23 protein-coding genes are annotated in these 25,512 nt (G+C 68.3%); 5 read left to right on the top strand and 18 right to left on the bottom strand.

Going from position 1 to position 25,512, the window contains the following annotated elements; all coding sequences use genetic code 11:
* Window positions 1-37: 37 nt before the first annotated feature.
* The 4 genes from J8I82_RS16690 to J8I82_RS16680 are packed head-to-tail and all read right to left on the bottom strand — an operon-like array spanning window position 38 to window position 4,016.
* Entirely contained in the window at window positions 38-1,750 is a 1,713-nt protein-coding gene (locus tag J8I82_RS16690) for an AMP-binding protein (RefSeq protein ID WP_209759398.1), read from the bottom strand.
* A 28-nt stretch (window positions 1,751-1,778) separates the two neighbouring features.
* The gene (locus J8I82_RS39360) at window positions 1,779-2,051 is read right to left on the bottom strand and encodes a hypothetical protein (RefSeq protein ID WP_336620903.1); all 273 of its coding nucleotides are present in this window, start codon (window positions 2,049-2,051) and stop codon (window positions 1,779-1,781) included.
* A complete protein-coding gene (locus tag J8I82_RS16685) occupies window positions 2,048-2,701 on the bottom strand; it encodes a VOC family protein (RefSeq protein WP_336620902.1) in 654 nt (217 codons plus the stop codon). Before J8I82_RS16685 ends, J8I82_RS39360 begins: the two co-directional genes overlap by 4 nt.
* 34 nt (window positions 2,702-2,735) lie before the next feature.
* Window positions 2,736-4,016, bottom strand: a complete 1,281-nt coding sequence (locus J8I82_RS16680; protein ID WP_209759396.1) for an alpha/beta fold hydrolase — start codon at window positions 4,014-4,016, stop codon at window positions 2,736-2,738.
* A gap of 214 nt (window positions 4,017-4,230) precedes the next feature.
* On the opposite strand from J8I82_RS16680, the gene J8I82_RS16675 reads away from it, so the two are divergent.
* Window positions 4,231-4,938, top strand: a complete 708-nt coding sequence (locus J8I82_RS16675; RefSeq protein WP_209759394.1) for a TetR/AcrR family transcriptional regulator — start codon at window positions 4,231-4,233, stop codon at window positions 4,936-4,938.
* Between the two features lie 276 nt (window positions 4,939-5,214).
* Here the strand turns inward: J8I82_RS16675 and J8I82_RS16670 are convergent, their stop codons facing one another.
* The 9 genes from J8I82_RS16670 to J8I82_RS16630 form a co-directional block, all read right to left on the bottom strand.
* A complete protein-coding gene (locus J8I82_RS16670) occupies window positions 5,215-5,661 on the bottom strand; it encodes a nuclear transport factor 2 family protein (protein WP_209759392.1) in 447 nt (148 codons plus the stop codon).
* Window positions 5,662-5,677: 16 nt separating this feature from the next.
* The gene (locus J8I82_RS16665) at window positions 5,678-7,327 is read right to left on the bottom strand and encodes a FadD3 family acyl-CoA ligase (protein WP_209759390.1); all 1,650 of its coding nucleotides are present in this window, start codon (window positions 7,325-7,327) and stop codon (window positions 5,678-5,680) included.
* Window position 7,328: 1 nt separating this feature from the next.
* Window positions 7,329-8,381: a ferredoxin--NADP reductase gene (locus J8I82_RS16660; RefSeq protein ID WP_209759388.1), complete on the bottom strand. Its 1,053-nt coding sequence runs from the start codon at window positions 8,379-8,381 to the stop codon at window positions 7,329-7,331.
* A gap of 27 nt (window positions 8,382-8,408) precedes the next feature.
* Complete coding sequence (locus tag J8I82_RS16655) at window positions 8,409-9,173, bottom strand: SDR family oxidoreductase (protein ID WP_209759385.1); 765 nt, start codon at window positions 9,171-9,173, stop codon at window positions 8,409-8,411.
* On the bottom strand, window positions 9,157-10,869 hold the full coding sequence (locus J8I82_RS16650; protein ID WP_209759383.1) for an FAD-binding protein: 1,713 nt from the start codon (window positions 10,867-10,869) through the stop codon (window positions 9,157-9,159). Before J8I82_RS16650 ends, J8I82_RS16655 begins: the two co-directional genes overlap by 17 nt.
* Before the next feature lie 17 nt (window positions 10,870-10,886).
* Window positions 10,887-11,411, bottom strand: coding sequence for a flavin reductase family protein (locus J8I82_RS16645; RefSeq protein WP_209759381.1), 525 nt, complete (start codon window positions 11,409-11,411; stop codon window positions 10,887-10,889).
* The gene (locus tag J8I82_RS16640; protein ID WP_209759379.1) at window positions 11,408-13,162 is read right to left on the bottom strand and encodes an FAD-dependent oxidoreductase; all 1,755 of its coding nucleotides are present in this window, start codon (window positions 13,160-13,162) and stop codon (window positions 11,408-11,410) included. The genes J8I82_RS16645 and J8I82_RS16640 overlap by 4 nt, the downstream gene beginning before the upstream one ends.
* A gap of 27 nt (window positions 13,163-13,189) precedes the next feature.
* Window positions 13,190-14,383 (bottom strand): flavin-dependent monooxygenase, encoded by a 1,194-nt coding sequence (locus J8I82_RS16635; protein ID WP_209759377.1) that lies wholly within the window; start codon window positions 14,381-14,383, stop codon window positions 13,190-13,192.
* A gap of 543 nt (window positions 14,384-14,926) precedes the next feature.
* Window positions 14,927-16,078 (bottom strand): LLM class flavin-dependent oxidoreductase, encoded by a 1,152-nt coding sequence (locus tag J8I82_RS16630; RefSeq protein WP_209759375.1) that lies wholly within the window; start codon window positions 16,076-16,078, stop codon window positions 14,927-14,929.
* A gap of 216 nt (window positions 16,079-16,294) precedes the next feature.
* On the opposite strand from J8I82_RS16630, the gene J8I82_RS16625 reads away from it, so the two are divergent.
* Window positions 16,295-16,639: a VOC family protein gene (locus J8I82_RS16625; RefSeq protein WP_209759373.1), complete on the top strand. Its 345-nt coding sequence runs from the start codon at window positions 16,295-16,297 to the stop codon at window positions 16,637-16,639.
* A 9-nt stretch (window positions 16,640-16,648) separates the two neighbouring features.
* Here J8I82_RS16625 and J8I82_RS16620 read toward each other — a convergent pair whose 3' ends face one another.
* Complete coding sequence (locus J8I82_RS16620; RefSeq protein ID WP_209759371.1) at window positions 16,649-17,836, bottom strand: helix-turn-helix transcriptional regulator; 1,188 nt, start codon at window positions 17,834-17,836, stop codon at window positions 16,649-16,651.
* A gap of 458 nt (window positions 17,837-18,294) precedes the next feature.
* Between J8I82_RS16620 and J8I82_RS16615 the strand changes: the two genes are divergently transcribed.
* From J8I82_RS16615 to J8I82_RS16605, 3 genes are read left to right on the top strand one after another with little or no spacing between them, the layout of a single operon-like run.
* Entirely contained in the window at window positions 18,295-19,104 is an 810-nt protein-coding gene (locus J8I82_RS16615) for an SDR family NAD(P)-dependent oxidoreductase (RefSeq protein ID WP_209759369.1), read from the top strand.
* Between the two features lie 32 nt (window positions 19,105-19,136).
* The gene (locus tag J8I82_RS16610) at window positions 19,137-20,090 is read left to right on the top strand and encodes an alpha/beta hydrolase (protein WP_209759367.1); all 954 of its coding nucleotides are present in this window, start codon (window positions 19,137-19,139) and stop codon (window positions 20,088-20,090) included.
* Window positions 20,087-21,208, top strand: coding sequence for a 3,4-dihydroxy-2-butanone-4-phosphate synthase (locus J8I82_RS16605; protein ID WP_209759365.1), 1,122 nt, complete (start codon window positions 20,087-20,089; stop codon window positions 21,206-21,208). The genes J8I82_RS16610 and J8I82_RS16605 overlap by 4 nt, the downstream gene beginning before the upstream one ends.
* Here the strand turns inward: J8I82_RS16605 and J8I82_RS16600 are convergent.
* The 4 genes from J8I82_RS16600 to J8I82_RS16585 form a co-directional block, all read right to left on the bottom strand.
* The gene (locus J8I82_RS16600; protein WP_209759363.1) at window positions 21,174-22,169 is read right to left on the bottom strand and encodes an acetyltransferase; all 996 of its coding nucleotides are present in this window, start codon (window positions 22,167-22,169) and stop codon (window positions 21,174-21,176) included. The two genes, J8I82_RS16605 and J8I82_RS16600, sit on opposite strands and share 35 nt — an antisense overlap.
* 17 nt (window positions 22,170-22,186) lie before the next feature.
* A complete protein-coding gene (locus J8I82_RS16595) occupies window positions 22,187-22,978 on the bottom strand; it encodes an SDR family oxidoreductase (RefSeq protein WP_209759361.1) in 792 nt (263 codons plus the stop codon).
* Window positions 22,979-23,174: 196 nt separating this feature from the next.
* The gene (locus J8I82_RS16590) at window positions 23,175-24,365 is read right to left on the bottom strand and encodes a sulfotransferase family protein (RefSeq protein ID WP_209759360.1); all 1,191 of its coding nucleotides are present in this window, start codon (window positions 24,363-24,365) and stop codon (window positions 23,175-23,177) included.
* Window positions 24,362-25,483, bottom strand: coding sequence for a DUF1214 domain-containing protein (locus J8I82_RS16585; RefSeq protein ID WP_209759358.1), 1,122 nt, complete (start codon window positions 25,481-25,483; stop codon window positions 24,362-24,364). The genes J8I82_RS16590 and J8I82_RS16585 overlap by 4 nt, the downstream gene beginning before the upstream one ends.
* Window positions 25,484-25,512 lie beyond the last annotated feature (29 nt).

Below are 25,512 nucleotides of genomic sequence, written 5' to 3'. Positions count from 1 at the left end.
CGCGTCCCGCGGCGCACGCAGATCGGCGTGAGGCAGATCATGCCGAGACCCTCCCTCGCTCGTCCGTGCCCCGGGCACTCGCCTCGTCCCCGAGCCGGCGTGCCACCATTGCCCGCAGCGCGCCCTTGTCGACTTTCCCGACGCGAGTCACCGGAAACTCCTCGACGACCTCGATACGCTCGGGACATTTGAATTTGGCGAGTCCCTGCTCGACCAGGAACGCCGCAAGCCCGGCCACATCCGGCGACGCGTGTCCGGCGCGCAGGATCAGGTAGATGCACCCCTTCTCGCCGTAGAGCGGATCCGGCATCGCCACGAGCTTGGCGTCCGCCACCGCCGGATGCCGGCTGACATACGCTTCCACCTCTTCCGACCCGATCTTTTCGCCGCCGCGGTTCACGTTGTCGCGCAGGCGACCTTCGAAGGCAAAGCAGCGGTAGCCGTCGATGACATGCTCGGTCATGAGGTCGCCAGAGCGCACGAAGCCGTCACGCGTCAGCGTTTGCGCTGTCGCCTCCGGCGCCTTGTAGTAGCCGCGCAGGCTTGACGGCCCGCGGAAGCACAGTTCGCCGGGCGTTCCCTGGGGCGCTGGCTCATCCGTTCCCGGCACAAGCAGGCGGATCTCGTCATCCGGGCAGCCGGAGAAGCCTTGCGTGCCGTGGCGGACCGCCGCCGGGAAGCGTGCGCCGGCGCCCAGCAGCAGGCCTTCGGTCGTGCCGAACAGGTTGAAGCAAGGCACTCCGAGATGCGCTTCGAGTGCGTCGGCACGCGTCATCGTGCCGAACAGCTCGAGCGATGAAAGATCGTGCCGCGCCATCTCCTGGTAGGCAATCATCTGCGGCGCGACCGGCCCGATGGACATGCCGTGCGTGACGCGATGCAGCTCGATCAGTTCCAGCATGCGAGCAATGTCCACACGCGGCATCAGCACCGACGTCATGCCACCGGCCACGACAGGCGCCAGCACGTATAGCTGGCCGGCGTTATGCAGCAGCGGCAACGACCAGATCAGGCGGCTGTGCTCGGTCTGGCCGAGCTGGCGCATACAGGCCAGCGCATGGCCGATGTACTCGGCATGGAAGCGTGGAATGATTTTCGGCACACCGGTGGTGCCGCCGGACAACTGGAAGCTGAGGACGTCCTGGCTTCCGATCCGCACCCCGGCCAGCACGTCCACCGCTGTTTCGTAGGGGATGCATTCGATCAGCGCATCCAGGCTGTGCTCGTCTGCCGAGCCGCGTCCCCGCATGGGGTCGCCGCGCGCCACGATCAGGTGCCGCAGCGAGGGGTGGCGCTGCGCCATGCCGCGCGCAAACCCAGCGAGGTCGAAGGCGCTGAAATCGGCCTGCACGAAGTAGGCGCGCGGCTCTGACTGCGCGGACAACTGGTCAATCTCGACCTCGCGGTACTGGGGCACCGCGCACACGGGAATCACGCCGGCCTTGTAGCAGCCCATCAGCGCAACGGCCGTATCGATCGTAGTCCCCATCTGGAAGATCGCGCGGTCCCCTGGCATCAGGCCAAGCCGGTGCAGTGCCGCGCCAAGGCGTTCGCTGCGTTCGTCGAGTTCGGCGAAAGTGATCGAGCGCTCGTCGCTGATCAAGGCGAAGCGGTCCGGGTGACGCCGCGCGGTCTTGCGCAGCGCGCCGCCGAGCGTGTCGCCCACCCACGCGCCGGTCTCGATGTACCTGGCCGCGTCCGCAGGCGGGCAATACACCACGCCTTCGATCGGAAACTGAATTCCGCTCATGGTTGTCTCCTGCTTTGTATCCTGCCTATCAGGCTGTCTCTTGACCACGCGGCACGATGCGCACCGTGTCGCGACCGAACGACTCGATCCTGCCGTCCAGGCCGCCAGTGAAGAGGCCGTACCAGACAGCTGGCTTCAGTCCCAGTGCGCGACGCCCGAACTCGACAGGCCCGCGCGTGGCAATCACGGTATAGTCTCCGAGGTCGCTGACGTGGCAGTCCGGCATGCGGCGCGCGGCTTCCGTCAGCGAGGCGAATTCGGGCACGTTCAGCACGAAGATGCGCAGGGAGGACTTGCTCATGCGTGACACTCCCGGTCCAGGTTCAGGCGGCGGCCCAGGATCTCGGCCTTGCGCAGCCAGATATCGTCGATCGAGGTCACGCGTGCCTGTCTGGCCCACGCCTCGTCCTCCAGTTCGATCGCTGCGGACAGCGTCGCATCGGCGTCCCGTGCGTCCAGCGCTTCGAGCGGCCGCAGCTTGCGCGTGATCTCGATGAAGTAGCCATTCGGGTCCCGGAAGTAGATCGATTCGATCACCTCGTGCGCGGTTTCCGTGGACACCACCACGCCGCGCGCTTCCAGGCGAGCCTTCCATGCCTGCAGTTCTTCCTGCGTATCGACCAGCCACGCCGTGTGGGTGGCATCGAAGACGTGGTCGTCCGGGAGCGGTGGGCGGCTGTCGCGGCCGGCGAGAACCTCCGGCTCGACACTGCCAAGGTAGTAGAAAAAAGCGATGGTGCTGCCGTTGCCGCTGTCGAAGAAGAAGTGCAGGAAATCGGGGTGCGTCGCGGTGCCCCAGCCGCGCGCCGAGATGGTGTGGATGAGCGGCAGGCCAAGGATGTCGCGATAGAACGTGACGGTGTCCTTCAACCGCCAGGTCGGCCGGGCCGTATGGTCGACACCATGCAAGCGCAGGGGGGCGGCGTCAGGCGGGGTGGAACTTGCATACATCGTTGCGTCTCCGGAAAAGTCCTTGTCGGATGCGTTATTGCGGGAAGGTTTCACGCAGCCACGCCTGAAGCAGGCGTCCGGCCTCGTAGCGGCCGGGCTCTTCGCCCTTGGCCAGCGCGCGACCATGGTGGTCACCACGAACACGGTGGTATTGCTTTTCGACACTGCCAATGCCGTGGAAGACGTCGGCGATGACCGTTGGGAAGCAGGCCTGGTCACCCGTGTACTCAATCAGCAAGGTGGGCTGGCTGATGGCCGGGGCCGTCCGGGACAGCGCGGCATTCGACGACAGCCCTGACCATGTCGACAGCCAACTCTCGGGCGAACAGGTGCGCGCAAAGCCAACCGAGCCGTAGTTGGAGGCGAATGGATCAGCCCCCCAGAGCGATCCGTACTTGCGGTCGGACGGATCGAGCGACAGATCGAAGCAGCGCAAGTCGGCATCGGTGCGCCAGACGGTGAAGAGCTGGGTATGGGCAGCGCGCCGGCGGATGGCATCGCTGACAGTACCGGGATTGCGCTTCACTTCGGCACGGGCGTCCATGCGCTCGGCAATCATCGTCCTGGCCAGTTCGTCAAGGCGCTGCACCCGTGCCATCTGCGCGGCGCGATAGCGCACGACGAAGTCAGCGCGATAACTGGATGGTTCGGGGGCCGGCGCGAAGCCATTGGCTGCGGAGAATGCATCGAGCGTCGCGTCGACCGACAGCGGGTCGCGCTCGTCGGCCACCGCAGGATCGATGCAGCCCTGCAACAGCACGCCTTGGCCGGGATGCGGCGCGACAAACACGACGCCGTCCACCGCCGGCAGCAGCGCCGACGCAAGATTGGTGGCACGGCCGCCGGGCGTCCGGCCGATGCGCGCTTCGGACGCGGCATTCGATTGCTGGACGTACAGGGCATACAAGCCGCTGCCTCCGGAATTGCCCAGCAGCACGATGCGGCGAAAGCCCGCCTCGCGCAGATAGCGCACACCGGCCGCCACGTCGTACAGGGCAAATTCATGCTCCAGGCGCTGATCGTTGCCGACGGAACGCGGGGACTGCGACCACGCCGCATAACCTGCTTCGATGATGTCGGGAATCAGGTAGTGGCAAGCCATGAACTCGCGTGGATGCATGATGCAAACCACGGTATCCGGCTGGCCGGCGGCATAAAGCGATCCACTCGTGACCGCACCATCCTCCGTGCGCAGCACTACGTTACGCGTCACGGTGCCGGGAGGCACGTCACGCGGATTCCAGTCCGTGTTGAGAAAGCCCGCAACAGGACCTGAAGGCGCGGGCGAAGCGCTGGGGGGCGTCTTGATTGTCATCGTCACTCACTCCGTTTTTTACAGAATAGTTTATTTTTTGACGTATGCGTAAATTTTTTTGCGGATGTGTCGCAGGCTGCGTGACGTTACGTATTGATCACATATCAGCAACAGCGGAGTTACCAGGGCGCCTGGCAAAGCTGGCGTTCTGTCGACTTTTTGTTTATGGTGATGAGCCTCTCGACGCCTGCGTCGAAAATCCGAATGACAGCCCATGGCAAAGACACAGACGAAGAGCGATGCGCTGCGGGATTCGATCCTGGAAGTGGCGACCCGCCTGTTCATCGAGCGCGGTTTCGACGGCACCGGACTGAACGACATCGCCGACGCCGTGGGATTGAGCCGCCCGGCCCTGTACTACTACTTCAAGAGCAAGGAAGCGATTCTTGAGGAACTGACCACCGCGGTGACGCGCACCGCCGCCGAACTGGCTACCGAGGCAATCCCCGAAGAGATGCGCACGCCTTCCGGCATCCTGCGCCACCTGGTGATGCGTCACGCGATGCTGATCCTGTCCCACCCGTTGCAGTTCAGGGTAGTGGAGCGCAATGAGAACAACCTGCCGCCGGAGCAGCGCAAACTGGCCGAGCAGTCGCGGCGCGCCGTGCTCGCTCAGTTCCGGCAGGCCATCGAATCCGGTATTGACCAGGGGAAGTTCCGCGTCATGGATGCCAAGGTCGCCGCATTCTCGATCATCGGCATGTGCAACTGGACCGCGTGGTGGTTCAATCCGACCGGGCCGGTTTCCATGGACGAAGTGGCCCGCCAGATTGCCGACATGGCATTGGGTTCCGTGGAACTCCCATCGAGCCGCAAGCTCGAACGAGCTGGGCCGGCTGCCATACTCCAACTCTTGCGCGACGACCTGACACTGCTGGAGCGCAGCCTGCACTCGCCGGCAGCGGACAAGACAGTCCCATAGGAGGAGGGGCGACGGGCCGGATGAAGATCTGCAGCCGCTTTCCGGCACCCGCGTTCATTTGCGTGCGCGCGGTGCTGAGGTGAAGGCTTCGTCGAGCTGTTCCCACGGCATGGCCGTGGGAGAACAGAAGACTATTCGCCGATTTTCGAGGGAAGCCCGATTGTCCAATGGCCCGGCCAGTAGGGGACGATCGCAATCGCCCCGGCAAGCGCTGCAAAGTCAGGGGCCTTCTACGGACAATCGCAAGAGGCAAGCAACCCGGCGGCGTGCGCAGTCCTACGTGCCCTCCGACAACAACCCGGTCCTGAACACCGTCGACCGGATCAGCCACGCGCCATTGACCCGCACATACTCATCCGCATAGCGCCCCGTCAGGAACGTACGCGAGCCATTGGCATCATCCAGCGCCAGGTACGCCAGATCCCAGCTGCCCTGCGCCGACTCCCCATCCAGCACCCGGATATCCGCCTGCCCCGCAAAATGCATCTCGCGCAGCGTAGGCCGACAAGCCAGCTCCGCAAAGCACTGCACCAGCGCATCACGCCCAGGAAAGCTGCCGATGCGGTCATAGTGGATATGCGCGTGGTCCGGCACGAAGCAGGCCCGCATGGCTTCGGGATCCTTGTCATCGCACGCCCGCAGGTAGCGCAGCTTGAGCGCACGGATCGCATCGGCTGCTTCCAGGCGCGCCAGGCGGTCAGCAATGCCGGCAATGTCGGTCATGTTCGATCCCCGTTGGTCAGGCTTCACGCAGCTGGTACTTCAGCACCTTGCCCGCCGCGCTCACCGGCAGCGACGTCACGAACTGCACGTCGCGCGGCACCTTGTAGTTGGCCATCTGCCGGCGCGCCCAGGCGATCAGGGTTTCCGCATCCAGCCGCGCGCCATGGCGCAGTACCACATAGGCGCGCCCGACCTCGCCCAGCCGCTCGTGTGGCATGCCCACCACCGCCACCTGGGCCACGGCCGGGTGGGCGGTCAGCAGCTTCTCGACCTCCGCCGGATAGCAATTGAATCCGCCGACGATGAACATGTCCTTGATGCGGTCCGTAATGCGCAGGTAGCCGCGCGCATCGAGTGTGCCGACATCGCCGGTATGCAGCCAGCCGTCTGCGTCGATGGCTTCCGCCGTCGCCTCCGGCAACCCAAAGTAGCCTTGCATCACGTTGTAGCCGCGCACCAGCACCTCGCCCGGCTCGCCGGTCGCGACCGGCCTCCCCTGCGCATCGACGCAGCGCAGCTCGACCCCCGGCATGGCGCGGCCGGAGGTGCCCGCCACCGTGTCGGCATCGTCCCCGGCTCGGGTCAGCGTGGCAAAGCCGCACGATTCGGTCAGGCCATAGCCGGTAATCACGGTGTCGAAGCCCAGCTCATCGCGCATGCGTTCGATCAGCGCAGGCGCGATGGCCGAGGCGCCGGTCACCGCAACCCGCAGCGATGACAGGTCGAACTCGCGCAGCCGTGGCGCGTTGAGCAGCGTCTGGTAGAGCGTCGGCGGCCCCGGCAGCACCGTGATGCGTTCGTTCTCCACGCGCGTCATCACGGCCTCGGCGTCGAACACCAGGTGCGGCAACACCGTGGCTCCGCGCGACAGCGCGGCAAGCCATCCCGCCTTGTAGCCGAAGGTATGGAAGAAGGGGTTGACGATCAGGTAGCGGTCACCGGCGCGCACGCCCGTGATTGCGGCCCAGCCGTCGATGGCACGCAGGTTCTGCGCGTGCGCGGTCATCACGCCCTTGGGGCGCCCGGTGGTGCCCGAGGTGAACATGATGTCCATCGGCGTGTCGCCGCGCACCTCGGCCTCGCGCTGCCCGAACGCCGCCATGTCCGCCTGCCGCGCCAGTTCAAGGAAGCCATCCCACGCCAGCTCGCCGTCGGCCAGCGCCCTGCCCTGCCCCGGCCGCAGGATCACCAGCCGCTCCAGCGTGGCGGGTCGATGCGGCGCCAGCATCTGCGGATAGCTCTCGCCGAGGAAGTCGTCGACGCAGAACAGCAGCCGCGCGCCGCTGTCGGCCAGCACGGCGCCGGCTTCGGCGCCCTTCATGCGCGTATTGAGCGGCACCAGCGCGGCGCCCACGCTGTGCGTGGCCAGCGCCGCGATGATCCACTCGGAGAAGTTCGGCGCCCATACCGCAACGCGGTCGCCCGGCTGCACGCCGAGCGCCATCAGCGCGCGGCCCGCCTGGACCCGGCAGGCATCCAGCCCGGCATAGCTCAGGCGCAGCCCGTCTTCCTGGATGGCGATGCGCTCGCCGTGGCGCAGCGCCGCGCCCCGCACCAGCTCGGGAATGGTCGCGGCGATATCCTCTTGGTTGGCGGTCTCCTGGGCGTCCTGGGCATCCTGGCCGGCCAGCACCGCAATGTCGTCGATGGTGTCAGATGGGGTCATGTCAATCCGGGAACTTCAGGTGGAGTTCGTCGCTCGCGGGGCGGGCCTGGCAGGCCAGCGTCCAGCCCGCATCCAGGTCGGCGCGGTCGAGCACATGGTTTTCGCCGAGCGTCACGTCGCCCTGCGTCACCTGGCACATGCAGGCGCCGCACAGACCCGCACGGCAGGAGCTTGGGGCGGCCACGCCGGCGCGCTGCAGCGCATCCAGCACCGTCTCGTCGGGCGCGACGTTGAGCTGGTGGCTTGCGCCGTCGAGCTGCACGGTCAGCGCCGCGCCGCGCATGGCTGCGGGTTCGACCGGGACCGGCGCTGCAGGCGCTGCAGGCGGCTGGGCCGCCGGTACATCCCGCAGCGACACGAAGCGCTCCACATGCAGCTTGCCGCGCGGCACGCCCAGCTGCTGCAGCGCCGCCTGCGCGGCGTCCATGAACGGGCCTGGCCCGCAGACAAAGCACTCGGCCAGGCTCCACGGCCGCACCAGTTCCTCGATCTGGCGCTGCGCCGGCGGCCCCTGCACGCTGTCCAGCCAATGGATCACGCGCAGCCGGCCCGGGTGCCTGTTCGCCAGTTCGCCGAGCGCCTCGCGGAAGATGACGGAGCGCTCGTCGCGGTTAGCATAGACCAGCGTCACCGCGCCGCGCCCGTGGCGCAACGCTGCCTTGGCGATCGACAGCACCGGTGTGATGCCGCTGCCGCCGGCCAGCAGCAGGAAATCGCCGTGCAGCGTGGGCGGGGTGAACACGCCGGCCGGCGGCATCACCTCGACCGTATCGCCCGCGCCAAGGTGGTCGCAGATCCAGTTGGAGACGCGCCCGCTTTGCACCCGCTTGATCGTCACGCGCAAGGCGTTGTCGACCTCGGGCGTGCTCGACAGCGAATAGCAGCGCTGCAGCGGCACGCCGTCGATGGGCACGCGCAGCGTCAGGAACTGGCCGGGACGGTAGGCAAAGGCATCGCGCAAGCCGTCAGGCAGCGCGAAGACCAGCGAATGCGCCTGCTCCGTTTCCGTGATGACTTCGGCGATCTGCAGCCGATGGAATTGCACTGGCGCCATGATTTCCTTCTCTCGCCTGGGCTGGCGTCAGGCCACGCCCATGATGGTCTGCGCGTTATCGATGCGCAGTTCCGTGCCGTTGATGAAGCGCGATTCGTCCGACGCCAGGAACAGCACCAGGTTGGCCACGTCGCGCGGATGGCACATGCGCTGCATCGGCTCGGCACCGCCTACCTCCTCCGGCAGGGCCGCTGCGCCGCCCGGCAGGAAAGCCGCGGTCATCGGCGTGAGGATGCCGTCGGGATGGATCGAGTTGCAGCGGATGCGGTAGCCGCTCTGCTTGCAATGGCCCGCGACGGCGCGCGTCAGCGCCGTCGCCGCGCCCTTGCTGGCGCTGTAGGCGCAGAACGCGCCCATGCCGCCCAATGCCGCCACCGACGACATATTGACGATGCTGCCGCCGCCCGCCTTCATCGCGGCCACGCCGTACTTGCAGCCGAGGAAGTAGCCGTCGGCGTTGATGCGCATCACGCGCTGCCATTGCTCCAGCGTGGCATCCTCGACCGATCCCAGCATCAGGACGGCGGCGTTGTTGACCAGCACATTGGGCGTGCCGAAGCGCTGTTCGGTGCGTGCCATCACCTGCTGCCAGCTGGCTTCGCTGGCAATGTCGTGCGGCACGAACAGCGCGGTCTCGCCGATCTCTCGCGCCAGCGCGTGGCCCGCTTCCTCGTTCAGGTCGGTCAACACCACGCGTGCACCTTCGCGGGCCAGCAGCAGTGCGTCTTCCTTGCCGACGCCGCTGGCGGCCCCGGTGACGATCGCGATCTTGCCTTCAGTACGTCGGCTCATGGGAAATCTCCTCGTTGGTGTGTGCCTGCCGCTCGCCGGCAGGCTGTTGTGTCAGGTGGCGGCCCGCATTGCGCCCCGACCAGATGCAGTCGGCAAGCGACAGGCCGCTTACGTAATGGTTGGAGGCGATGCCCACCGCGGTCCGGCCCACGGCGTAGAGGCCCGGGATGGGGACACCTTCGGGCGCGCCATCGGCGGCAGCCAGAACGCGGCCGCTGGACTCTTCCACCGACAGCCCGCCGAGCGTGATCGCCGGACAGGGAAAGACGCGGGAGTTCGCCGAGATATCGAGCGCGAGCCATGGCCCGGTCTCCAGCGAGGCGCACATCGGCGCGGACTTGCCGGCCGGGTCGGGAATCTCTCCGCGGGCAGCGGCGCTGTAGGCGTCGATGGTGGCGCGCAGTGCGTCGCGCGGCATGCCCAGCTTGCCGGCCAGGGCCTCGATGCTGGACGCGCGCGTGGCGCCCGCGAGCAACAGCATTGCCGCGGGCAAAGCCTGGAAAGCCCACAGGCGGCCGCCCAGGCATTCACGCAGTGCGGCGCGCGCCAGCGCGCGGTTCAGGATCAGCCAGGCGCGCCCGCCATGCCGTTCGCAGATGGCGTGGCCCAGCGTCGCGCCATAGGTTTCCTCGTTGCCGATGCGCGCGCCCCGTCCGTCGACCACGCAGCCGCGCCCCCAGTCGAATGGCGGATTGATAAAGCGCCAGGCCGACACGCGCTCCAGGTGCCGCGCGGCCGCACCCGCCGATTCGCCGAGCCGGATGCCGCTGCCATCGCACCCGGCTGTGCCAAGGCGCCAGTTCTGCAGGTACTTGCCGGCGTGGCGCGCCACCATGGCGCGGTTGAAGATAAAACCACCGGTTGCCAGCACGACGGCGCGGGTACGCACTGCCACGGGTCGCGCATGGCGCAGTTCCAGTTGCAGCACGCGCTGGCGCAACCGGTCGGCAACGCCAGGCATGGCGTTGTGCAGGCGCTCGGCCAGCCGTGCCAGGCGGGTGTGGCGCTTCTGCTGGCGTCCCGGGGGCACCTGCCACAGTTCGACGCCGATGACAGCGCCGTCCTTGTCGACAATCAGCCGGCGCGCCGCGCTCTGGCGCATGACCGTGACTTCCGCGCGGGCCTCCACGGCGCCGCGCAGCACGCCGTACAGCGTGCTGCCGGACATGCCGGGACCTTTCACGCGATGCCCGCGCGGCGCTGGCGCGGCGTGCTGCGCGTACGCGGGCACGGCTTCGTTGCCGGAGTAGTAGAGGTAATACGGCTGCGCCGGATACGACGTCTTGCGTGGCGGCACGGTGGCGGCAAAGCGCACGCCCACGCCTTCCAGCCAGGCGAGCATGTCGCGGCTGCGCTCGCAGAAGGACTGCAGCGTGGCCTCGCTGACGACGCCGCCTGTCTCCTGGCGCAGGTAATCCGCCATCGCCTGCGGCGTATCGGCATAGCCCGCGGCGGCCTGGTAGGACGTGCCGCCGCCGGCATACACCACCCCGCCGCTCTTCGCGCTGGCGCCGCCGCCTTCGAAGCGCTCGGCGACGATCACGCGCGCGCCGCCTTGCGCCGCTTCCAGCGCCGCGCAGGCACCCGCGGCGCCGAGGCCGACCACCACGGCATCGCACGCGGCCTGCCACGGATGCGCGTCGGGGTCATCGAGCCGCAGCGGTGCGTAGACCGGCGTGACGGAATCGGGATGCATGCTGGCGCCTCCTGGGCTCAGGCCGAACACAGCGCGCGCAGCGGCGCGGACGTCGTATAGGCGCCGTCGACATAGACCAGCGGCGACACCTCGCCCGCCAGCCGCACCTCGCGCAGCCGGCCGATGAAGACAGCGTGGGTTCCGTAATCAAAGCGGCCGTCCTGCCGGCAGACCAGGTTGGCCTGGGCGTTGCGCAGGCACGGCACGCCGAGCAGGTCGTCCTCCCACTCGCCGCTGGTGAAGCGTTCCTCGCCCTTGAGGCGGCCGCTGCAATCCACCGCGATGTCGCGATGGTCGGCGGCCAGCAGGTTGATGCAGAAGTCCGTGCCGGCATCGAGCGGCGGGTAGATCGACGAGTTGCGGTTGATGCAGATCAGCAGCGATGGCGGATCCGCCGACAGCGAGTCGACTGCCGTCACCGACATCGAATAGCGGCGCTCGCCATCGCGGCAGCTGATGACCGCCACCGAGCGCGCCATGCGGCGCATCGCCTTCAGCATGTCGTCGCGCAGCGCAGTGCTGGTTTCGGGATTGGCGCTCATAGGGCCTCCTGTACGGTTTGAGCGTGGGGCGCTGCGGCAGGCTGCCGCGCGTGCTGCGCGATCACGTCCGCAGCGATATAGCCGAAGGTCATCGCGGGCCCGAGCGTCGAGCCCGCGCCGGGATAGCTGGTGCCCATCATCGAGGCACTGGTATTGCCAATGGCGAACAGCCCGGCGATGGCGCTGCCGTCCTCGCGCAGCACGCGCGCGCTGGCGTCGGTCACCAGCCCGCCCTTGGTGCCGATATCGCCGGCATCGAGCCGCACGGCGTAGTACGGCGCCTTGCCGATCGGCGCCAGGCACGGGTTGGGGCGCACCGCAGGGTCGCTGTAGTAGGTATCGAACAGGTTGTCGCCCTTGCCGAATTCCTCGTCCACGCCCGTGGCGGCGTAGTGGTTCATGCGGGCGACGCTGTCGGCCAGCCCGTCGGCGTCCACGCCGATCCGCTGCGCCAGCTGCGCGAGCGTGTCGGCGCGCACCAGGATGCCGGACAGGCCGGCCGGAATGCTGCGGTCCGGCATCACCGAGCCAGGCAGGATCGGCCCGCACGGGTACTTGTGACGGAAGGTAGCGTCGAACACCATCCACGCCGGCACGCTGCAGCCGGTCTTGTCGTGGTCGCGGTACATCGCCGGCACGAACTCGGAATACGGCGCGGCCTCGTTGACGAAGCGCCGGCCCTGCCCGTTCACCACCAGGCAGCCTGGCATGGCGCGCTCGATGAACAGCGCGCGCTGCTTTTCCTCGCCCTGCACCTGCACCGTGGGCGCGCCCCATACATGCGACATCAGGGCGACGCCGGCGCCGGCGGCCTGCCCGGCGCGGATCGCGTCGCCAGTGTTGTTGGGCGGCGTCGCGCTCCAGCCGGCCTGCGTCGGCTGCGGCAGGTATTGCTCGCGCATGGCCTGGCTGCGCTCGAAGCCGCCCGCGGCCAGGATCACGCCTTGCAGGGCGCGAATCTCCACAGCCTGCCCCGCCTGCACGGCATGCACGCCGCGCACTGCGCCGTCTTCGACAATCAGGTCCTGCAGCGAGGTCTCCAGCCACAGCGGGATCGCGCGGTCCATCATCGCCCGGCGCAGGCCACCGGCCAGGCTGTTGCCGAGCGTGAGGCGGCGGTCGCGCCGGGTCTTGCGGCGCCAGCCGATGTCGAGCCAGTAGCGGGCGAACTGGCGCACCGCCAGTCCGAACCAGCCGGGCGAGCGGCACAGCAGCGTGTGTGCCTCGGCGGAGGTCACGGCGACTCGGCCGCTCACCAGCGTGCCGGGTGACGGCGGACGGAGCCGGTCGAATTCCTCGCGCAGGCGCGCGCCGTCGAACGGCATCGGGTCGAGCGCACGGTAGCCGGGCATCGCGCCGGGCAGCTTCTGGAAGTAGTCGGCGTAGCGCGGCAGCGTGTAGTAATGCACGCCGGCCTGCTGCTCCAGGTATTGCAGCATGCGCGGCGCCTGCTCCAGGTAGGCAAGGATGCGCTGCGGGTCGCTGTGTTCGCCGGTGCAGGCGAGCACGTATTCCAGCGCTTTGGCATGGTTGTCCTGCCCGCCCGCCGGCGCGATATGGTGGTTGAGCGGAATCCAGATGCCGCCGCCGGATACCGCCGAGGTGCCGCCGTACTGGCTGCTCTTCTCCAGCACCACCACCGACAGGCCCCGGTCGGCGGCGCGGCAGGCGGCCAGCATGCCCCCGGCGCCCGAGCCGACCACCACCACGTCGAATTCCCTGGCCTGCATGCGCGCTGTGCTCTGGGTCATGATGGATTCCCTTGCCGGTGCGCGGCTTCAGATGAAGAAGTCGGTGTTGGCGCGCCCCATCATCACGCCACCCAGGTTCTGGCCGAAGCGGTCCAGGTTGTTGGCGTAATGGGCCCGTGCCGCGTGCAGGTCGAGGAAGCGGCGCACCATCGGGTTGGTGCGGTAGATGCCGTTGCCACCGGCATAGCGCAGCAGGCTGTTGGCCAGCTGCGCGCAGCGCTCGGCCACCTGCGACGACTGGTAGCGGAAATGCAGGCGGCGCGGCGTCTGTACCTGGCCGCCTTCGCGCGCAACCGCCAGCAGTTCGTCGAAGTTGCGTTCCAGGACAGTGCGCATCTCGTCGATCGCCACCTGCGCATTGGCGCAGGCCATCTGCGCGCCACCGTCCTCGGCAGTCTTGCTGCCGCCATTGCTGCTGACGCGGCCGTCGGCGTAGGCGACGAAGTCGTCGAGGGTGCCTTCCAGCGCGCCGATGCACGCGGTGCACACGGCACGCACGAAGATCTGCGCGAACGGCAGGCGGTACAGCGGCACGTCGTTGACGGCAAGGCCCGGGCTGGTGCCCATGGCGCCATCGACGGCGCGATGGGTGCGGTAGTCGGGGACGAACACGTCATCGACGACGATATCGTGGCTGCCGGTGGCGCGCAGGCCCAGCACGTCCCAGTTGCGCACGATTTTGTAGTCGGAGCGCGGCAGCAGGAAGGTGCGGTAGTCGTAGGCGCCGCCAGGTTCGGACGGAGGCACCAGCCCCCCCAGGAAGATCCAGTCGCACAGTTCGCTGCCGCTGGAGAACTTCCAGTGGCCGGAGAAGCGGTAGCCGCCTTCGACCGGAGTGACCTTGCCGACCGGCATGTAGGTCGAGGCGATCAGCGTGCCGGGGTCATTGCCCCAGACTTCCTTTTGTGCGCGTTCGTCGAACAGGGCAAGCTGCCAGTTGTGCACGCCGACCACGCCGTAGACCCATGCCGTGGACATGCAGCCTTTGGCCAGCGCCATCTGGATGCGGAAGAAGGTCTGGGGGTCGAGTTCATAGCCGCCGTAGCGGCGCGGCTGCAGCACCTTGAAGAAGCCGGCGGCCTGCATCTCGGCAATGGTTGCGGCGGGGATGCGCGCTTCGGACTCTGCCTGCGCGGCGCGTTCCGCCAGCACAGGGATCATCTGCTCGGCGCGCGCAACCAGGCGTGCGGCCAGTTCCTTGGGGTTGTTGTCGTGAGGCACCGCGGTCTCCTTGTCGCTTTGTCTTGTGGCTGGCGTTGATGTTTGCATTGGGCGGGCGGGGTGCCATCGTCTGATGGGACTAGCTGTTTCGCGCTTTGGCGTGCGGCACTTCGTGGATGCGCCGGCCCTCTCCCCCGGCCCCTCTCCCGCGGGCGGGAGAGGGGAGCAAGGCAGCTGCGTGACCTGCTGCAGGCCTTTCGATTGCCGCTTGTGTGCTCCCTCTCCCGCTTGCGGGAGAGGGCCGGGGTGAGGGGCAGCGTGTCTGACGAAGTCAGGCCTGCGGTATGCCACCGCCCGCCCTCACCCCCAGCCCCTCTCCCGCAAGCGGGAGAGGGGAGCAAACCGGCCGCGGCTTGATCTGATGCAGGTCTCGCAACTTCTTCTTGTGTGCTCCCTCTCCCGCTTGCGGGAGAGGGCCGGGGTGAGGGCCAGCGTGTCTGACAAAGTCAGGCCTGCGGTATGCCACCGCCTGTCCTCACCCCCAGCCCCTCTCCCGCAAGCGGGAGAGGGGAGCAAACCGGCAGGCATCAAACGCTCTCGCAATCACGCCAGCGCGCGCAGCTTCCTGCCCTGCTTGCGGAAATGCGGGATCACGTGCTCGCCGATATTGCGGATGGTCTCGAGCTGCGCCCATTGCGGCACCGTGCCCATCTGGCAGATGAACAGGATTTCATCGGCGCCGGCATCGATCAGGCGCTGCACGTAGCCGATGCAATCCTCCACCGTGCCGTAGGCGTGGTTCGGGTTCAGCATCATCATCGACGGATCGCTGAAGTCCACCGAGACCTTCTCGGAAGCGAACTTCGTATTGATGACGGCCTTGCCCTGCGCGTCCGTCGCGGTGACATGCTCGTCGTCCCACGCAGCCGGATCGGGGCGCTCGCCGCCGGCATACCAGTAGGACAGCGACTCCATGAAATACCGCTGGCCCTTGATGCCGATCTTGCGCGCGGCCAGGCCATCGTCCAGCACGATGGTCGGGCACAGCGCCGCCAGGTGCTGGTGCGGGCGGAAGCCCACCTGGTCCTCGGCCTTGCGGCTTTCCCACGCGGTGCGATAGATCTCGTTCTTCCTGGCCACATCCTCGGGGCCGCCGAAGCCGAGCACCAGCGCACCCATGCCGCGCGCGCCGGCGCGCTGCAGCGTATCGGCATTGGTGCAGGCCAGGTACATCAGCGGATGCGGGTCCTGGCGCGGCTTGGGGTGGATCGGGCGGCGCGGGATCTTGATGAACTCGCCGTCGTGCTCGATCTCGTCCTGCGTCATGATCTTCGGGATCAGGTACATCGACTCGTCGATCATCGGGTGCAGGCTGTTCAGGTCGTAGCCAAACGTACCCGCTTCCTGCTGCGTGCCGCCCTTGCCCACGCCGAAGTGCACGCGGCCGCCGGACAGGATGTCGAGCGTGGCGATGCGCTCGGCCACCTTGACCGGATGGTTCATCGCCGGCGGCAGGCACACCACGCCGTGGCCGATGCCGATGCGCTGCGTGCGCCCCGCGACAAAGGCGAGGAACGTCTCCGGCGCGCTCATGTGCGCGTAGTTGGTCAGCGCGGTGTGCTCGACCGCCCAGACCACGTCGAAGCCCATGTCCTCGGCCAGCACCACCTGTTCCATGATTTCATCGAACACCTTGTGGTCGCCGGCGCGCGAGGCATCGACGGTCTGTGCTTCATAGATCAGCGAAAAACGCATTGCAGTCCCCTTCCCTGGCATTGATGGTTCAGGACCGCTGCCGGGACGCCGCCGGTTGCCGCGCCTCGGGCCGGAAGCGGCCTGTGTGAAACGCAGTGTGGGCGGCGCAAGGCGTTGCAACATCGTCTGATTGGATTATGAGCAGTGCATGGCCCATCCCTATCATGGGTCGCGGGCAACGATGCCCGCTGTTGACCTTCGAAAGGACCAGGATCTATGCAATCCAGACTGCTGCTTTATCCCGTCGCGGACATCGACACCGCGCTGCCGTTTTTCACGGAAGGACTCGGGCTCGCCGTGAAGTTTCGCGACGGCGAACGCTATTGCGCGCTGGACGCGGGCGCGCTGACGCTGGCGCTGGTGGCCGGCGAGGAACGGCTGGTTGGCCAGCCCGCGCTCGCGTTCATGGTGGATGAGGGGGAAGAGATCGCCGCGGCGATTGCGCGGCTGGTGGAGGTGGGGGCCAGCGTGACGCTGCCCGCGGCGCAGGGGCCGCATGAGACCCGCGCGGTACTGCAGACCCCGCAGGGCTTTGCGCTGGTGCTCAGCGCAAGGCCCTGACGCCTTGCCTCAGCCCAGAGAAATCACGCTGCTCAGCAGCATGCGCACCAGCGTGGCCTGACGGGTCACGCCGGTCTTGGAGAAGATGGCGCGCAGGTGTGCGCGCGCCGTGTTCTTGCTGATGCCGAGCTCCTCGGCGGCTTCGTCGAGCGTGAGGCCATTGGCGAGCTGCAGCGCCAGCTGCGTTTCCGCCGGCGTGAAGTCGAACAGCTGCCGCACCACATCATGCGAGGCCTGCGAGCGCCGCTCCGGATCGCGGATGAAGACCACGCAGGCCGGGCGCTTGCGGTTGTCCTCCGACCACTCGCTGAGCGGGATGGTGCGGATCAGCACGCCCAGCCTGGCGCTGCCGGACGGACGTGTGATCGACATCGCCTCCATCACCGCCGGGGCGGTGCCCAGGTGCCCCATCATCGCCTGGCGCAGCAGGCGCTGGAACTTGCGGTTCTCCTGGCCGTACTCGACGTCCAGTCCGCCCTTGGCGATGCGGATGCCGTCCTTGGCGCCCAAAATCTCGTCGGCCGCGGCGTTGGTCTTGATGATGGCGCCGGTCTCGTCCAGGATCACCATGCCGACCAGCATGCGGTCGATCGCGCTGGCATAGACGGTGCGTTCCGACTCCACCACGTCAAGGCGCGAGTGCAGGTCCACCGCGCGCTTCAGGTGCGGCAGCAGCGCGGTGCACAGCGCCTTGTCCGCGGCCGAGAAATCGCGGCTTTCATGCTTGCGGCAGACACGGAAGCGGCATTCCACGCCGTCGTCGGTGCGCAGGTCGGCGCCCAGGATGTAGCGGATGCCGACGTCCTTGAGGAACTGCAGGTAGATCTCGCTCTGGCACCAGACGCCACGCCCGAGATGCTCGTCGATGGTCACCACGCGGTCCGACGGCAGGCCGATGAAGGGATCGAGCGCGTAGTAGTAGTTGTTGTAGGAGGTTTCTCCCGGCAGGGTCGAACCGCCATGCTCCGAGGCATTGATCATGAGCCCGCGCCGGTCCGTGGCCGGCGAGCGCAGGATCAGCGTGACGTAGTTGGCATCGAGCTGCCTGCGGATCTGCTCCAGCGCCTTGCCCCACGGCACCTGTTCCATCGGTCCCTGGTAGATATTGCCCAGCAGCGCGCTGAAGTCAGACAGCGACACCGTCGTCTGCGCGAACAGGTGTGCGGCTGCCTGGTTGTGGCTCACCTCCATCAGCATTTCCTCTGTCTCCATTGTGGCGTGCGCAGCGCGCCGGACGTGCCGGGCGGCTGGCCTTCCTGCGGGCTCTGTGGCCCGTCATTTGTGCCCCGATTATAGGGACGGCGAAGGGGTCGCGGCTTGCCCCCTGCCTTCATGGTTTGCCCTAGTCCAGACCGGCATGGCACGCACGCCGGACTAGTCCCGAGGGACAGGCCAATCCTCACGCGCCGGCGGCGCAAACACATACTCCAAACAGACTAAGGACCAACCCATGGCCGTCGGTCCGCGGGCAAACCCCTAGACGCCATATCACGCCATATCACGCCATATCACCCCATGTGACGCCGTATGCGCCACGTGTCGCCGCCCTACCCAAACAGACGATGCCGCGCCGCCGCGGCGCCGCTACAAGTCAGCCATGGGCGGCGATCCCCGCGGCCCGTCATTCCCCATTTTTTCCAAGGAGAACCACGACCATGGCGGCAAACCCGCGGCGGCAGGCCGCAGTGATCACCGGCGCGGGCAGCGGCATCGGCCGCGCGCTGGCCCAAGCATTGGCGGCGCAGGGCTATGCGCTGGCACTGGCGGATATCGACGCCGACGCGCTGGAAGCGACGCGCGCGGCGCTTGCCGGCCAGGGCGCGATCGCGATTGCGGTCCCGACCGACGTCTCCGACCTGCGGCAGATGGAACACCTGTGCGCGGAAGCCTTCCTGCGCCTGGGCCGTGTCGACCTGCTGGTCAACAACGCCGGCGTGCTGGCCACCGGCCGCTGCTGGGAACTGGCTCCGGAGGTATTCGAGCGTGTGCTGCGCATCAACCTGTGGAGCGTGCTGCACGCGCTGCGCTGCTTCGTGCCGCGCATGGCGGCGCAGGGTTCGGGCCATATCGTCAACGTGGCATCGATGGCGGGCCTCGCGGTCGGGCCCTGGCTGGCGCCCTACACGCTGTCCAAGCAGGGCGTCGTAGCGCTCAGCGAAGGCCTGGCGCTGGAACTGCAGGCGGCCGGCCTGCCGATCCGGGTGTCGGTGGCCTGCCCCGGGCCGGTCGCCACCGGCATCGCCGCGGACCTGGACGGCGCCGGGCCGCAGGAGGTGAACCAGATGAACGGCGCGCTGCGCAGCGGCATTGCCGCCGGCATGACGCCGGACGAGGTCGCGCGCGTGATCCTCGACGACGTGTCGGCCGGCCGCTTCTGGATCCTGCCGCACGAGCAGGCGGCGCATGCGGCGCTGGCGCGCGCGCAAGGCATTGCCGCCGGCAGCCAGCCGGCGTTCGCGCTATGAACTTCAATCCTCAACGGCAACCGGGAGACACCATGCCGCTCGACCCCCAGGCCCGCGCCATGCTTGATGCCATGGCCGCCATGCCCAGCCCCGACTTCTCCACGCTGCGCGCCGCCGATTACCGCGCCGCGCTGGCGGCCATGCCGGGATTCGCGCCCGGCGATGCCATTTCCGCGCAGCACGACCTGACCATGGACGGTGCGGCCGGCCCGCTGCGCGCGCGCCTGTACCGGCCGGACGACAGCGCCGCGTTGCCGCTCGTGATCTATTTCCACGGCGGCGGCTTTGTGCTGTGCGGCCTCGATTCGCACGACAACATCTGCCGCAGCCTGGCGCACCGCAGCGGCGCGCTGGTGCTGTCGGTCGACTACCGGCTCGCGCCGGAAGCGCGCTTCCCGGCCGCCGCGGTCGATGCCGTCGCGGCGGTGCGATGGGCCGCCGCGCATGCGGCGCAACTGGGTGCGGATCCGACGCGGATCGCCGTGGCAGGCGACAGCGCCGGCGGCAACCTCGCCGCCGTGGCTTGCCAGCAGTTGCGCGGCAGCGGCATCGCCCTGCGGCACCAGCTGCTGCTCTACCCCTACCTGGACTGCACCGATGCCGCGACCGGCAGCGCCAGCTACCGCGAATGCGCAACCGGCTACTTCCTGAGCGCGGCGGAACTGGACTGGTATCGCGCCCAGTACCTTGCCAATCCCGCCGATGCCGCCGACGTGCGTGCCAGCCCGCTGCGCCAGCGCGATCTGCATGGCCTGCCATCCGCCACCATCATCACCGCCGAGTTCGACCCGCTGCGCGACCAGGGCGAAGCCTACGGCGAAGCGCTGCAGCGCGCGGGCAACAGCGCCACCGTGCGCCGCTGGCCGGGGCAGCTCCACGGCTTCGCCAGCATGCAGGGCATGATCGATGCGGCCAGCCATGCGCTGGATGCGGCCGCGGCGGCGCTGGTCCAGGCGTTCGGCGGTAGCCGCCAGGAGGCCGCATGAACGCGACGCAAGTCCTGCCGCCGATGGCCGACGTGCTCCCCGCACTGGCCGCTGGCGAGCGCGTGGTGGTGATCGAAGACGATACCGCCGAGGCCACCGGCTGCGTGCTGGTGGCCGCCGAACGCACCACCGAGGCCGATGTCAACTTCATGGCCGCCGAGGCGCGCGGCCTGGTCTGCCTGGCCATCACCGAGGCGCGCCGTGACCGGCTGCAGTTGCCGCCGATGGCCGCCAGCCAGCGCCAGCGCGAGCGCTATACGGTGTCGATCGAAGCCGCCACCGGGGTCAGCACCGGCATTTCCGCCGCGGACCGGGCGCTGACGCTGCGCGTGGCGGCAGCCGCGCGCGCGCAGCCTGCCGACCTGGTCCAGCCCGGGCACATCTTTCCGGTGGTCGCGCAGGCCGACGGCGTGCTGCGCCGCGCCGGCTTTGCCGAGGCTTGCTCCGACCTGCCGCGGCTGGCCGGACGGGTCGCCGCCGGCGCCTACGCGATGCTCCTTGATGACGACGGTGACCTGCTGCGCGGCCCCGGCCTGCTCACCTTTGCGCAACGCCACGGAATACCGGCGGTTTCGATCAGCGGGCTGATCCACCACCGGCTGCTGACCGAAGGCGCGCTGCGCCGTACCCGCTCGACCGGGCTTGACACGCCGTTCGGGCGCTTCACCGTGCACGCCTACCATGACGCCCCTGCCGACGCGCTCCACCTGGCACTGGTGCTGGGCGAGCCCGATCCGTGCAAGCCGGTGCTGACGCGGGTGCAGGCGGTGGAGATGCAGCGCGACGTGCTGGCCTTCGGCACGCCGGCCCAGTCCACCTCCCAACCCGCCTGGAACCTGGAGCGCTCGCTCGCCCGCATCGGTGCCGAAGGCTGCGGCGTGCTGGTGCTGCTGGACGAGCGCGAATCGCCGCAGCAGCGGCTGGCCCGGCTGGCCGCGCCGCCTGCCGCCGCACCGGCGCCGGCCTTCGCGCAGCGCGCGCTGGGGGTCGGGGCGCAGATCCTGCGCGATGTGGGCGCGCACAAGCTGCGCCTGCTCAGCCATCCGGTGCCTTACCGCGCGGTCACCGGCTTCGACCTGGAGGTTACGGAGTTTGTCCCGCCGGGCCAGCCTGGGTGAGGGGCGCGCCGAAGCAGTCGGCAAAGCTGCGCGTGAAGCGCTCCACCTCGGCGTCGGGCAGGTGGTTGATGCCGCCGGCAAGGCGCCGGCCGCCGCCGGTCTCGAAGGCGCGGCAGAAGTCGGCCGCGCCGGTGATGCTGTGCGGCGGCACCCGCACGCTGACCGCAAAGCCGCCGCCAGACCTGGGCGACAGCAGGCCGATCGCATCGCCGGGACGCCCGCGCACCAGCTCGTTGGCCAGCACACCGATCGCGCGCCGTGCCCACGGTGCGTCGGGCAGCACCAGCAGCGCGGCGCCGGGGCCTTCGTGCACGGGCGACAGGCGGCGGGCCTGTGCCATGTCGTCCTCGTAGCCATCGCATAGCAGCGTGTAAGTGGCGCACTGCGCCGCGAAATCCAGCGGATCGGCGAACGGCAGCATGTGCTGCGCCAGTTCGGCGGGATCGCAATGCAGGTCCGCCACGCACTCGCCGTAAGCGTTGTAGTTCAGGCAGGTGCCGAGCCGTTCCAGCACCGCCGTCAGGCATGCATCCAGGCCCAGCTGCGCGGCCATCGTGCGCGCCACGTCGCCGAGGTTGTCGCCAAAGGCGGCGGTGACCGCCCAGCGCTGGTGGCGGCCGCCGAGGTGGCGGTCGACCAGGATGCTGGTGCAGACCTGCGCCGCCTCGTCGATATGCGCGCGCAGCCCGGCATGCGACGGCAGGTCGCCGGCGTGGTGGTGGTCGAAATAGTCCACTTGTGCACCGGCGCCGAGCAGTCGCAGCAGGCCGTCGCGATTCTGGTCCAGCGAGATGTCCAGCACCGTCACGGTATCGCCGGCGCAGGCGTCGATCCGCTCGAGCAGCCGGATATCGCGCTTGACACCGGTCACCAGCGTCGCATCGCCCGGATGCGCAAGGCGCAGCTGCTGCAAGGCGCACAGGCCGTCGGCGTCGCCGTTGAAGGCAAAGTAGCGGGTCATGGCAGTTGGTTCGGTGATCAGGGCATGAAGTCGCCACCGTTGGCATCCAGCGAAGCCCCGGTGATCGCACGGGCGTAGTCCGATACCAGGAACAGCGCCGCGCGCGCGCAGTCGTCGTCCGTCGGCATCCGGCCCAGCGCGATCTGCGCGGCCACCGGTGCGATGATAGCGTCCTCGCCGACCCCCTGCTCGGCCGCGGCGTGGCGCACATAGCCCTGCACCGGCGCGCCCCACATCCAGCCCATGAAGATGCTGTTGGCGCGGATGCCATGCGGCCCCAGCTCGCGCGCCAGGTACTTGACCGCCACCGCCAGCGCGCCCTTGGATGCCGCGTAGCCCGATTCGCCGGGCATCGGCTTGCGCGTGGCCTGGGTGTTGATCATCACAATGGCGCCACTGCCCTGCGGCTTCATCAGCGCGGCCACCTCCTGCGTCAGCGTCATGGTGCCGAAGACATTGGTGTCGAACACCTGGCGCCACACGTCCAGGTCGGCGGCTTCCACCGGCTCGGGGAAATTGCCGTGCTGGAAGGCGCTGTTGACCAGCGCGTCGATGCGGCCGAAGCGGCGCACGGTCTCGCTGGCCAGATGGCGGGACTGGGCGCGGTCGGTGATGTCGGTCACGACCTTGAGGACTTCGCAATCGGCGCCCAGTTCGTCGATGCGCGCCTGGGCTTCATCCAGTTTCGCGGCGGTACGGGCGGCAATGGCCACGGCGCGGGCACCTTCGCGCGCGGCCTCGACGGCCAGCTTGATGCCCAGCCCCGGGCCGATGCCGGATACGATGACGATCTTGTCTTTCAGCAGCATGTGGTTGTCTCCTCTTTCGGGGTCTTAAAAGGCCTGACAGAATGGCCGGCTGGTTGCTCCCCTCTCCCACGCCGGTGAGAGAGGGGTCGGGGGTGAGGGCGGGCGCCGCCACGAAGTGAAGGATCTCGCCGCTGCAAGCGCTGGCCCTCACCCCCAGCCCCTCTCCCGCAAGCGGGAGAGGGGCGTAAGCTGCCGCTCATTTGGTTGGCGTCTGGTTGCGGTTCAGGATATGCAGCGCGCGATAGCCGGCGAAATCGCGTTCCAGCTGGGCCTCGCTCAGCCCGAACTGCTCCGGCGTATAGGCATGCGCCGCGCGCTGGTTGCGCGGATTGCTTTCCATCCATGCCCACATGCCGGCGCGCACGGCCTCGGTCAGCGGCATGCCGGCGAAGCGATAGACCGCCTGCGCCACGCCGAAGGGATCGCGCACCGTGTCCTCGAAGCGCACGTCGAGGAAGCGGTCGGCGGGCATGGCGTCGCGCACGGCCATGGCGTGATCGGTGCCGCGCCGCATCTGTTCGCTCCATTGGCGGCCCACCGCGATCGGATCCGGCGTATCGGCGTACATCTTCCACAGCGTATGCGCCATGCTGGCCATCGACGGGATGGTCTGGACCGGGTCGCGGTGGGTCAGCACCACCTGCGCGCCGGGGAACACCCGGAACAGGACCTCCAGCGTATGCAGGTGCTGCGGGGTCTTCAGCACCCAGCGCTGCGCCGGCGCCGCCGGGGTCTCTGCGCGCTGGCGCTTCTGCCACTGCAGGAACTGCAGCATGGTCTTCAGGTACGCGTAGACCTCCGTGTGGTCCTGGCGCGCCAGCCAGCCGGTGTAGCCGGGCACGTTGGCATAGGAATCCATTGCGCACAGGAATGAATGCTCCATCAGCATGAATTCCTCGTCGGCGGCCATGGCGTCGAGCGGATGGATGGCGAGGATGTCCGGGATGAAGCGGATCATCTGCGCGACTTCGTCGCGCGCCAGTGCAATGCGCCGGCTGGCGTCGCGCGCGTCCTCCCCGGGCAGCGGCGCGGGATAGCGGGTTTCCCACCACGCCGCCGAGCAGAAGCGCGCGTCGGTGGCCAGCATGCGCTGCAGCAGCGTGGTGCCGGTGCGGGGCAGGCCGACGATGACCAGCGGGTCTTCCACGCGCTCCTGCAGGATCTCCGGATGGCGCCGGCAGTAGTCCTGGATCACCAGGCGGTTCACCAGTTGCGCCAGGAGCTTGCCTTCCAGCCGTTGCGCGCCTTGCGGCGACAGGCCGGCCTCGCGTGCGAGCGAATCGGACAGCACCTCCAGCGCCTCGCGGTAGTTGCCCGGACCGAAGTCGGCCAGGCCGCCGGCCTGCTCGCTCGCCCGCGCAAGCAGGTCCTCGTTGATGGCATTCATGCGTTGTTCTCCCTGAACTCTTCACTGAGCGATGCAAGCCTGACCACGCGTGTGCGCGGATGCGCCGGCTGGGCCGCGCCCACCCAGCGCCAGCACATGGTGCCGTTGCGATGGCCGGCGGTTTCCAGCCAGTTGGGCAGGCCCGGATCGTGCGCACTGAGGATGACGGTGACGCCGCCACGGGCATCGAGCCGGGCGCCGTGCTTGTTGATGCAGATGTCGTGGTAGCGGTAGTCGAGTGACTCCATCCAGTAGTTGTTGATCTGGAAGTTCCAGAACTCGCAGTCCGGCACCCGGTCGACCTCGACCACCAGCGCCTCGTCCTCCGCGAGCTGCCAGCAGGAGTGGTAGTAGAAGATGTTGGGATCGCCGCCCGCCGCCTGGCAAACGGCCTGGTCCGCGGGCGGCAGCGCGTTGACATGGCCGCCGTAACCCCTGGCCCAGTCAGCGAAGATGCGCGCGGTGCTTTCGACAAAGCCGGCGGCGCGCAGCAGGCCGCCGTGCAGTCGCTCGGCGCTCAGGGCGGGCGGCTTGCCATCGCCGTCAATGCGCTCGATATGCAGTTCTGCCGGGGTCTCCGCCTTGCGGTCGAGGAAGGTCTGGCGCACCACCAGCGCATTGGTGGCCGGTTCCATCCGCACCCAGTTGCCCCGCTGCGGCCGTGCGCTGAGGACGATCTCGAAACTGCCGTCCGCCGCCACCGCCAGCTTGCTGCTGTCGATAAAGCCGGTCTGGACCATGCGTCCGTCCGTTTCGTAGCCACCCTTCTGCGTGCCGAAGCTGAGGTACGCCACCGTGCCGCGCCGGCCGCGGATGCGGTACGCCGCATTGCCGTCCAGGCGCGCGTAGCGGTACAGGTTGTCAGGATTGTCCGCGCCGATCTTGGCGGTCTCGTGCGACGGCGAGAAGAAGCCGGGAAACGCCGGATCGGCGAATTCCACGTGCATTTCCAGCGCAATGCGCAGCAAGCGGCTCAGGTAGCGGAAGCCCTCGGCGCGCGTGAGCGCGTCCGTCGGCGCTTCCGGGCGCAGGATCTGCTGCCCGCTGCGCTTGAGCACTTCGCAAAACTCGGCCCAGGTATGGCCGCTCAGCAATTGGTCTTCGGCGGAGGTCGCCATCTGCCTGCTCCCGTGGTTCGTCGGCGAAG

Source organism: Cupriavidus consociatus (assembly GCF_017814975.1).
GTDB lineage: Bacteria > Pseudomonadota > Gammaproteobacteria > Burkholderiales > Burkholderiaceae > Cupriavidus > Cupriavidus consociatus.
This window is presented reverse-complemented; position numbering and strand designations above follow the sequence as displayed.

Coding starts and splice junctions, on each gene's coding strand:
- J8I82_RS16690 (WP_209759398.1), bottom strand. CDS start 1,750: ATGAGCGGAATTCAGTTTCCGATCGAAGGCGTGGTGTATTGCCCGCCT.
- J8I82_RS39360 (WP_336620903.1), bottom strand. CDS start 2,051: ATGAGCAAGTCCTCCCTGCGCATCTTCGTGCTGAACGTGCCCGAATTC.
- J8I82_RS16685 (WP_336620902.1), bottom strand. CDS start 2,701: ATGTATGCAAGTTCCACCCCGCCTGACGCCGCCCCCCTGCGCTTGCAT.
- J8I82_RS16680 (WP_209759396.1), bottom strand. CDS start 4,016: ATGACAATCAAGACGCCCCCCAGCGCTTCGCCCGCGCCTTCAGGTCCT.
- J8I82_RS16675 (WP_209759394.1), top strand. CDS start 4,231: ATGGCAAAGACACAGACGAAGAGCGATGCGCTGCGGGATTCGATCCTG.
- J8I82_RS16670 (WP_209759392.1), bottom strand. CDS start 5,661: ATGACCGACATTGCCGGCATTGCTGACCGCCTGGCGCGCCTGGAAGCA.
- J8I82_RS16665 (WP_209759390.1), bottom strand. CDS start 7,327: ATGACCCCATCTGACACCATCGACGACATTGCGGTGCTGGCCGGCCAG.
- J8I82_RS16660 (WP_209759388.1), bottom strand. CDS start 8,381: ATGGCGCCAGTGCAATTCCATCGGCTGCAGATCGCCGAAGTCATCACG.
- J8I82_RS16655 (WP_209759385.1), bottom strand. CDS start 9,173: ATGAGCCGACGTACTGAAGGCAAGATCGCGATCGTCACCGGGGCCGCC.
- J8I82_RS16650 (WP_209759383.1), bottom strand. CDS start 10,869: ATGCATCCCGATTCCGTCACGCCGGTCTACGCACCGCTGCGGCTCGAT.
- J8I82_RS16645 (WP_209759381.1), bottom strand. CDS start 11,411: ATGAGCGCCAATCCCGAAACCAGCACTGCGCTGCGCGACGACATGCTG.
- J8I82_RS16640 (WP_209759379.1), bottom strand. CDS start 13,162: ATGACCCAGAGCACAGCGCGCATGCAGGCCAGGGAATTCGACGTGGTG.
- J8I82_RS16630 (WP_209759375.1), bottom strand. CDS start 16,078: ATGCGTTTTTCGCTGATCTATGAAGCACAGACCGTCGATGCCTCGCGC.
- J8I82_RS16625 (WP_209759373.1), top strand. CDS start 16,295: ATGCAATCCAGACTGCTGCTTTATCCCGTCGCGGACATCGACACCGCG.
- J8I82_RS16620 (WP_209759371.1), bottom strand. CDS start 17,836: ATGCTGATGGAGGTGAGCCACAACCAGGCAGCCGCACACCTGTTCGCG.
- J8I82_RS16615 (WP_209759369.1), top strand. CDS start 18,295: ATGGCGGCAAACCCGCGGCGGCAGGCCGCAGTGATCACCGGCGCGGGC.
- J8I82_RS16610 (WP_209759367.1), top strand. CDS start 19,137: ATGCCGCTCGACCCCCAGGCCCGCGCCATGCTTGATGCCATGGCCGCC.
- J8I82_RS16605 (WP_209759365.1), top strand. CDS start 20,087: ATGAACGCGACGCAAGTCCTGCCGCCGATGGCCGACGTGCTCCCCGCA.
- J8I82_RS16600 (WP_209759363.1), bottom strand. CDS start 22,169: ATGACCCGCTACTTTGCCTTCAACGGCGACGCCGACGGCCTGTGCGCC.
- J8I82_RS16595 (WP_209759361.1), bottom strand. CDS start 22,978: ATGCTGCTGAAAGACAAGATCGTCATCGTATCCGGCATCGGCCCGGGG.
- J8I82_RS16590 (WP_209759360.1), bottom strand. CDS start 24,365: ATGAATGCCATCAACGAGGACCTGCTTGCGCGGGCGAGCGAGCAGGCC.
- J8I82_RS16585 (WP_209759358.1), bottom strand. CDS start 25,483: ATGGCGACCTCCGCCGAAGACCAATTGCTGAGCGGCCATACCTGGGCC.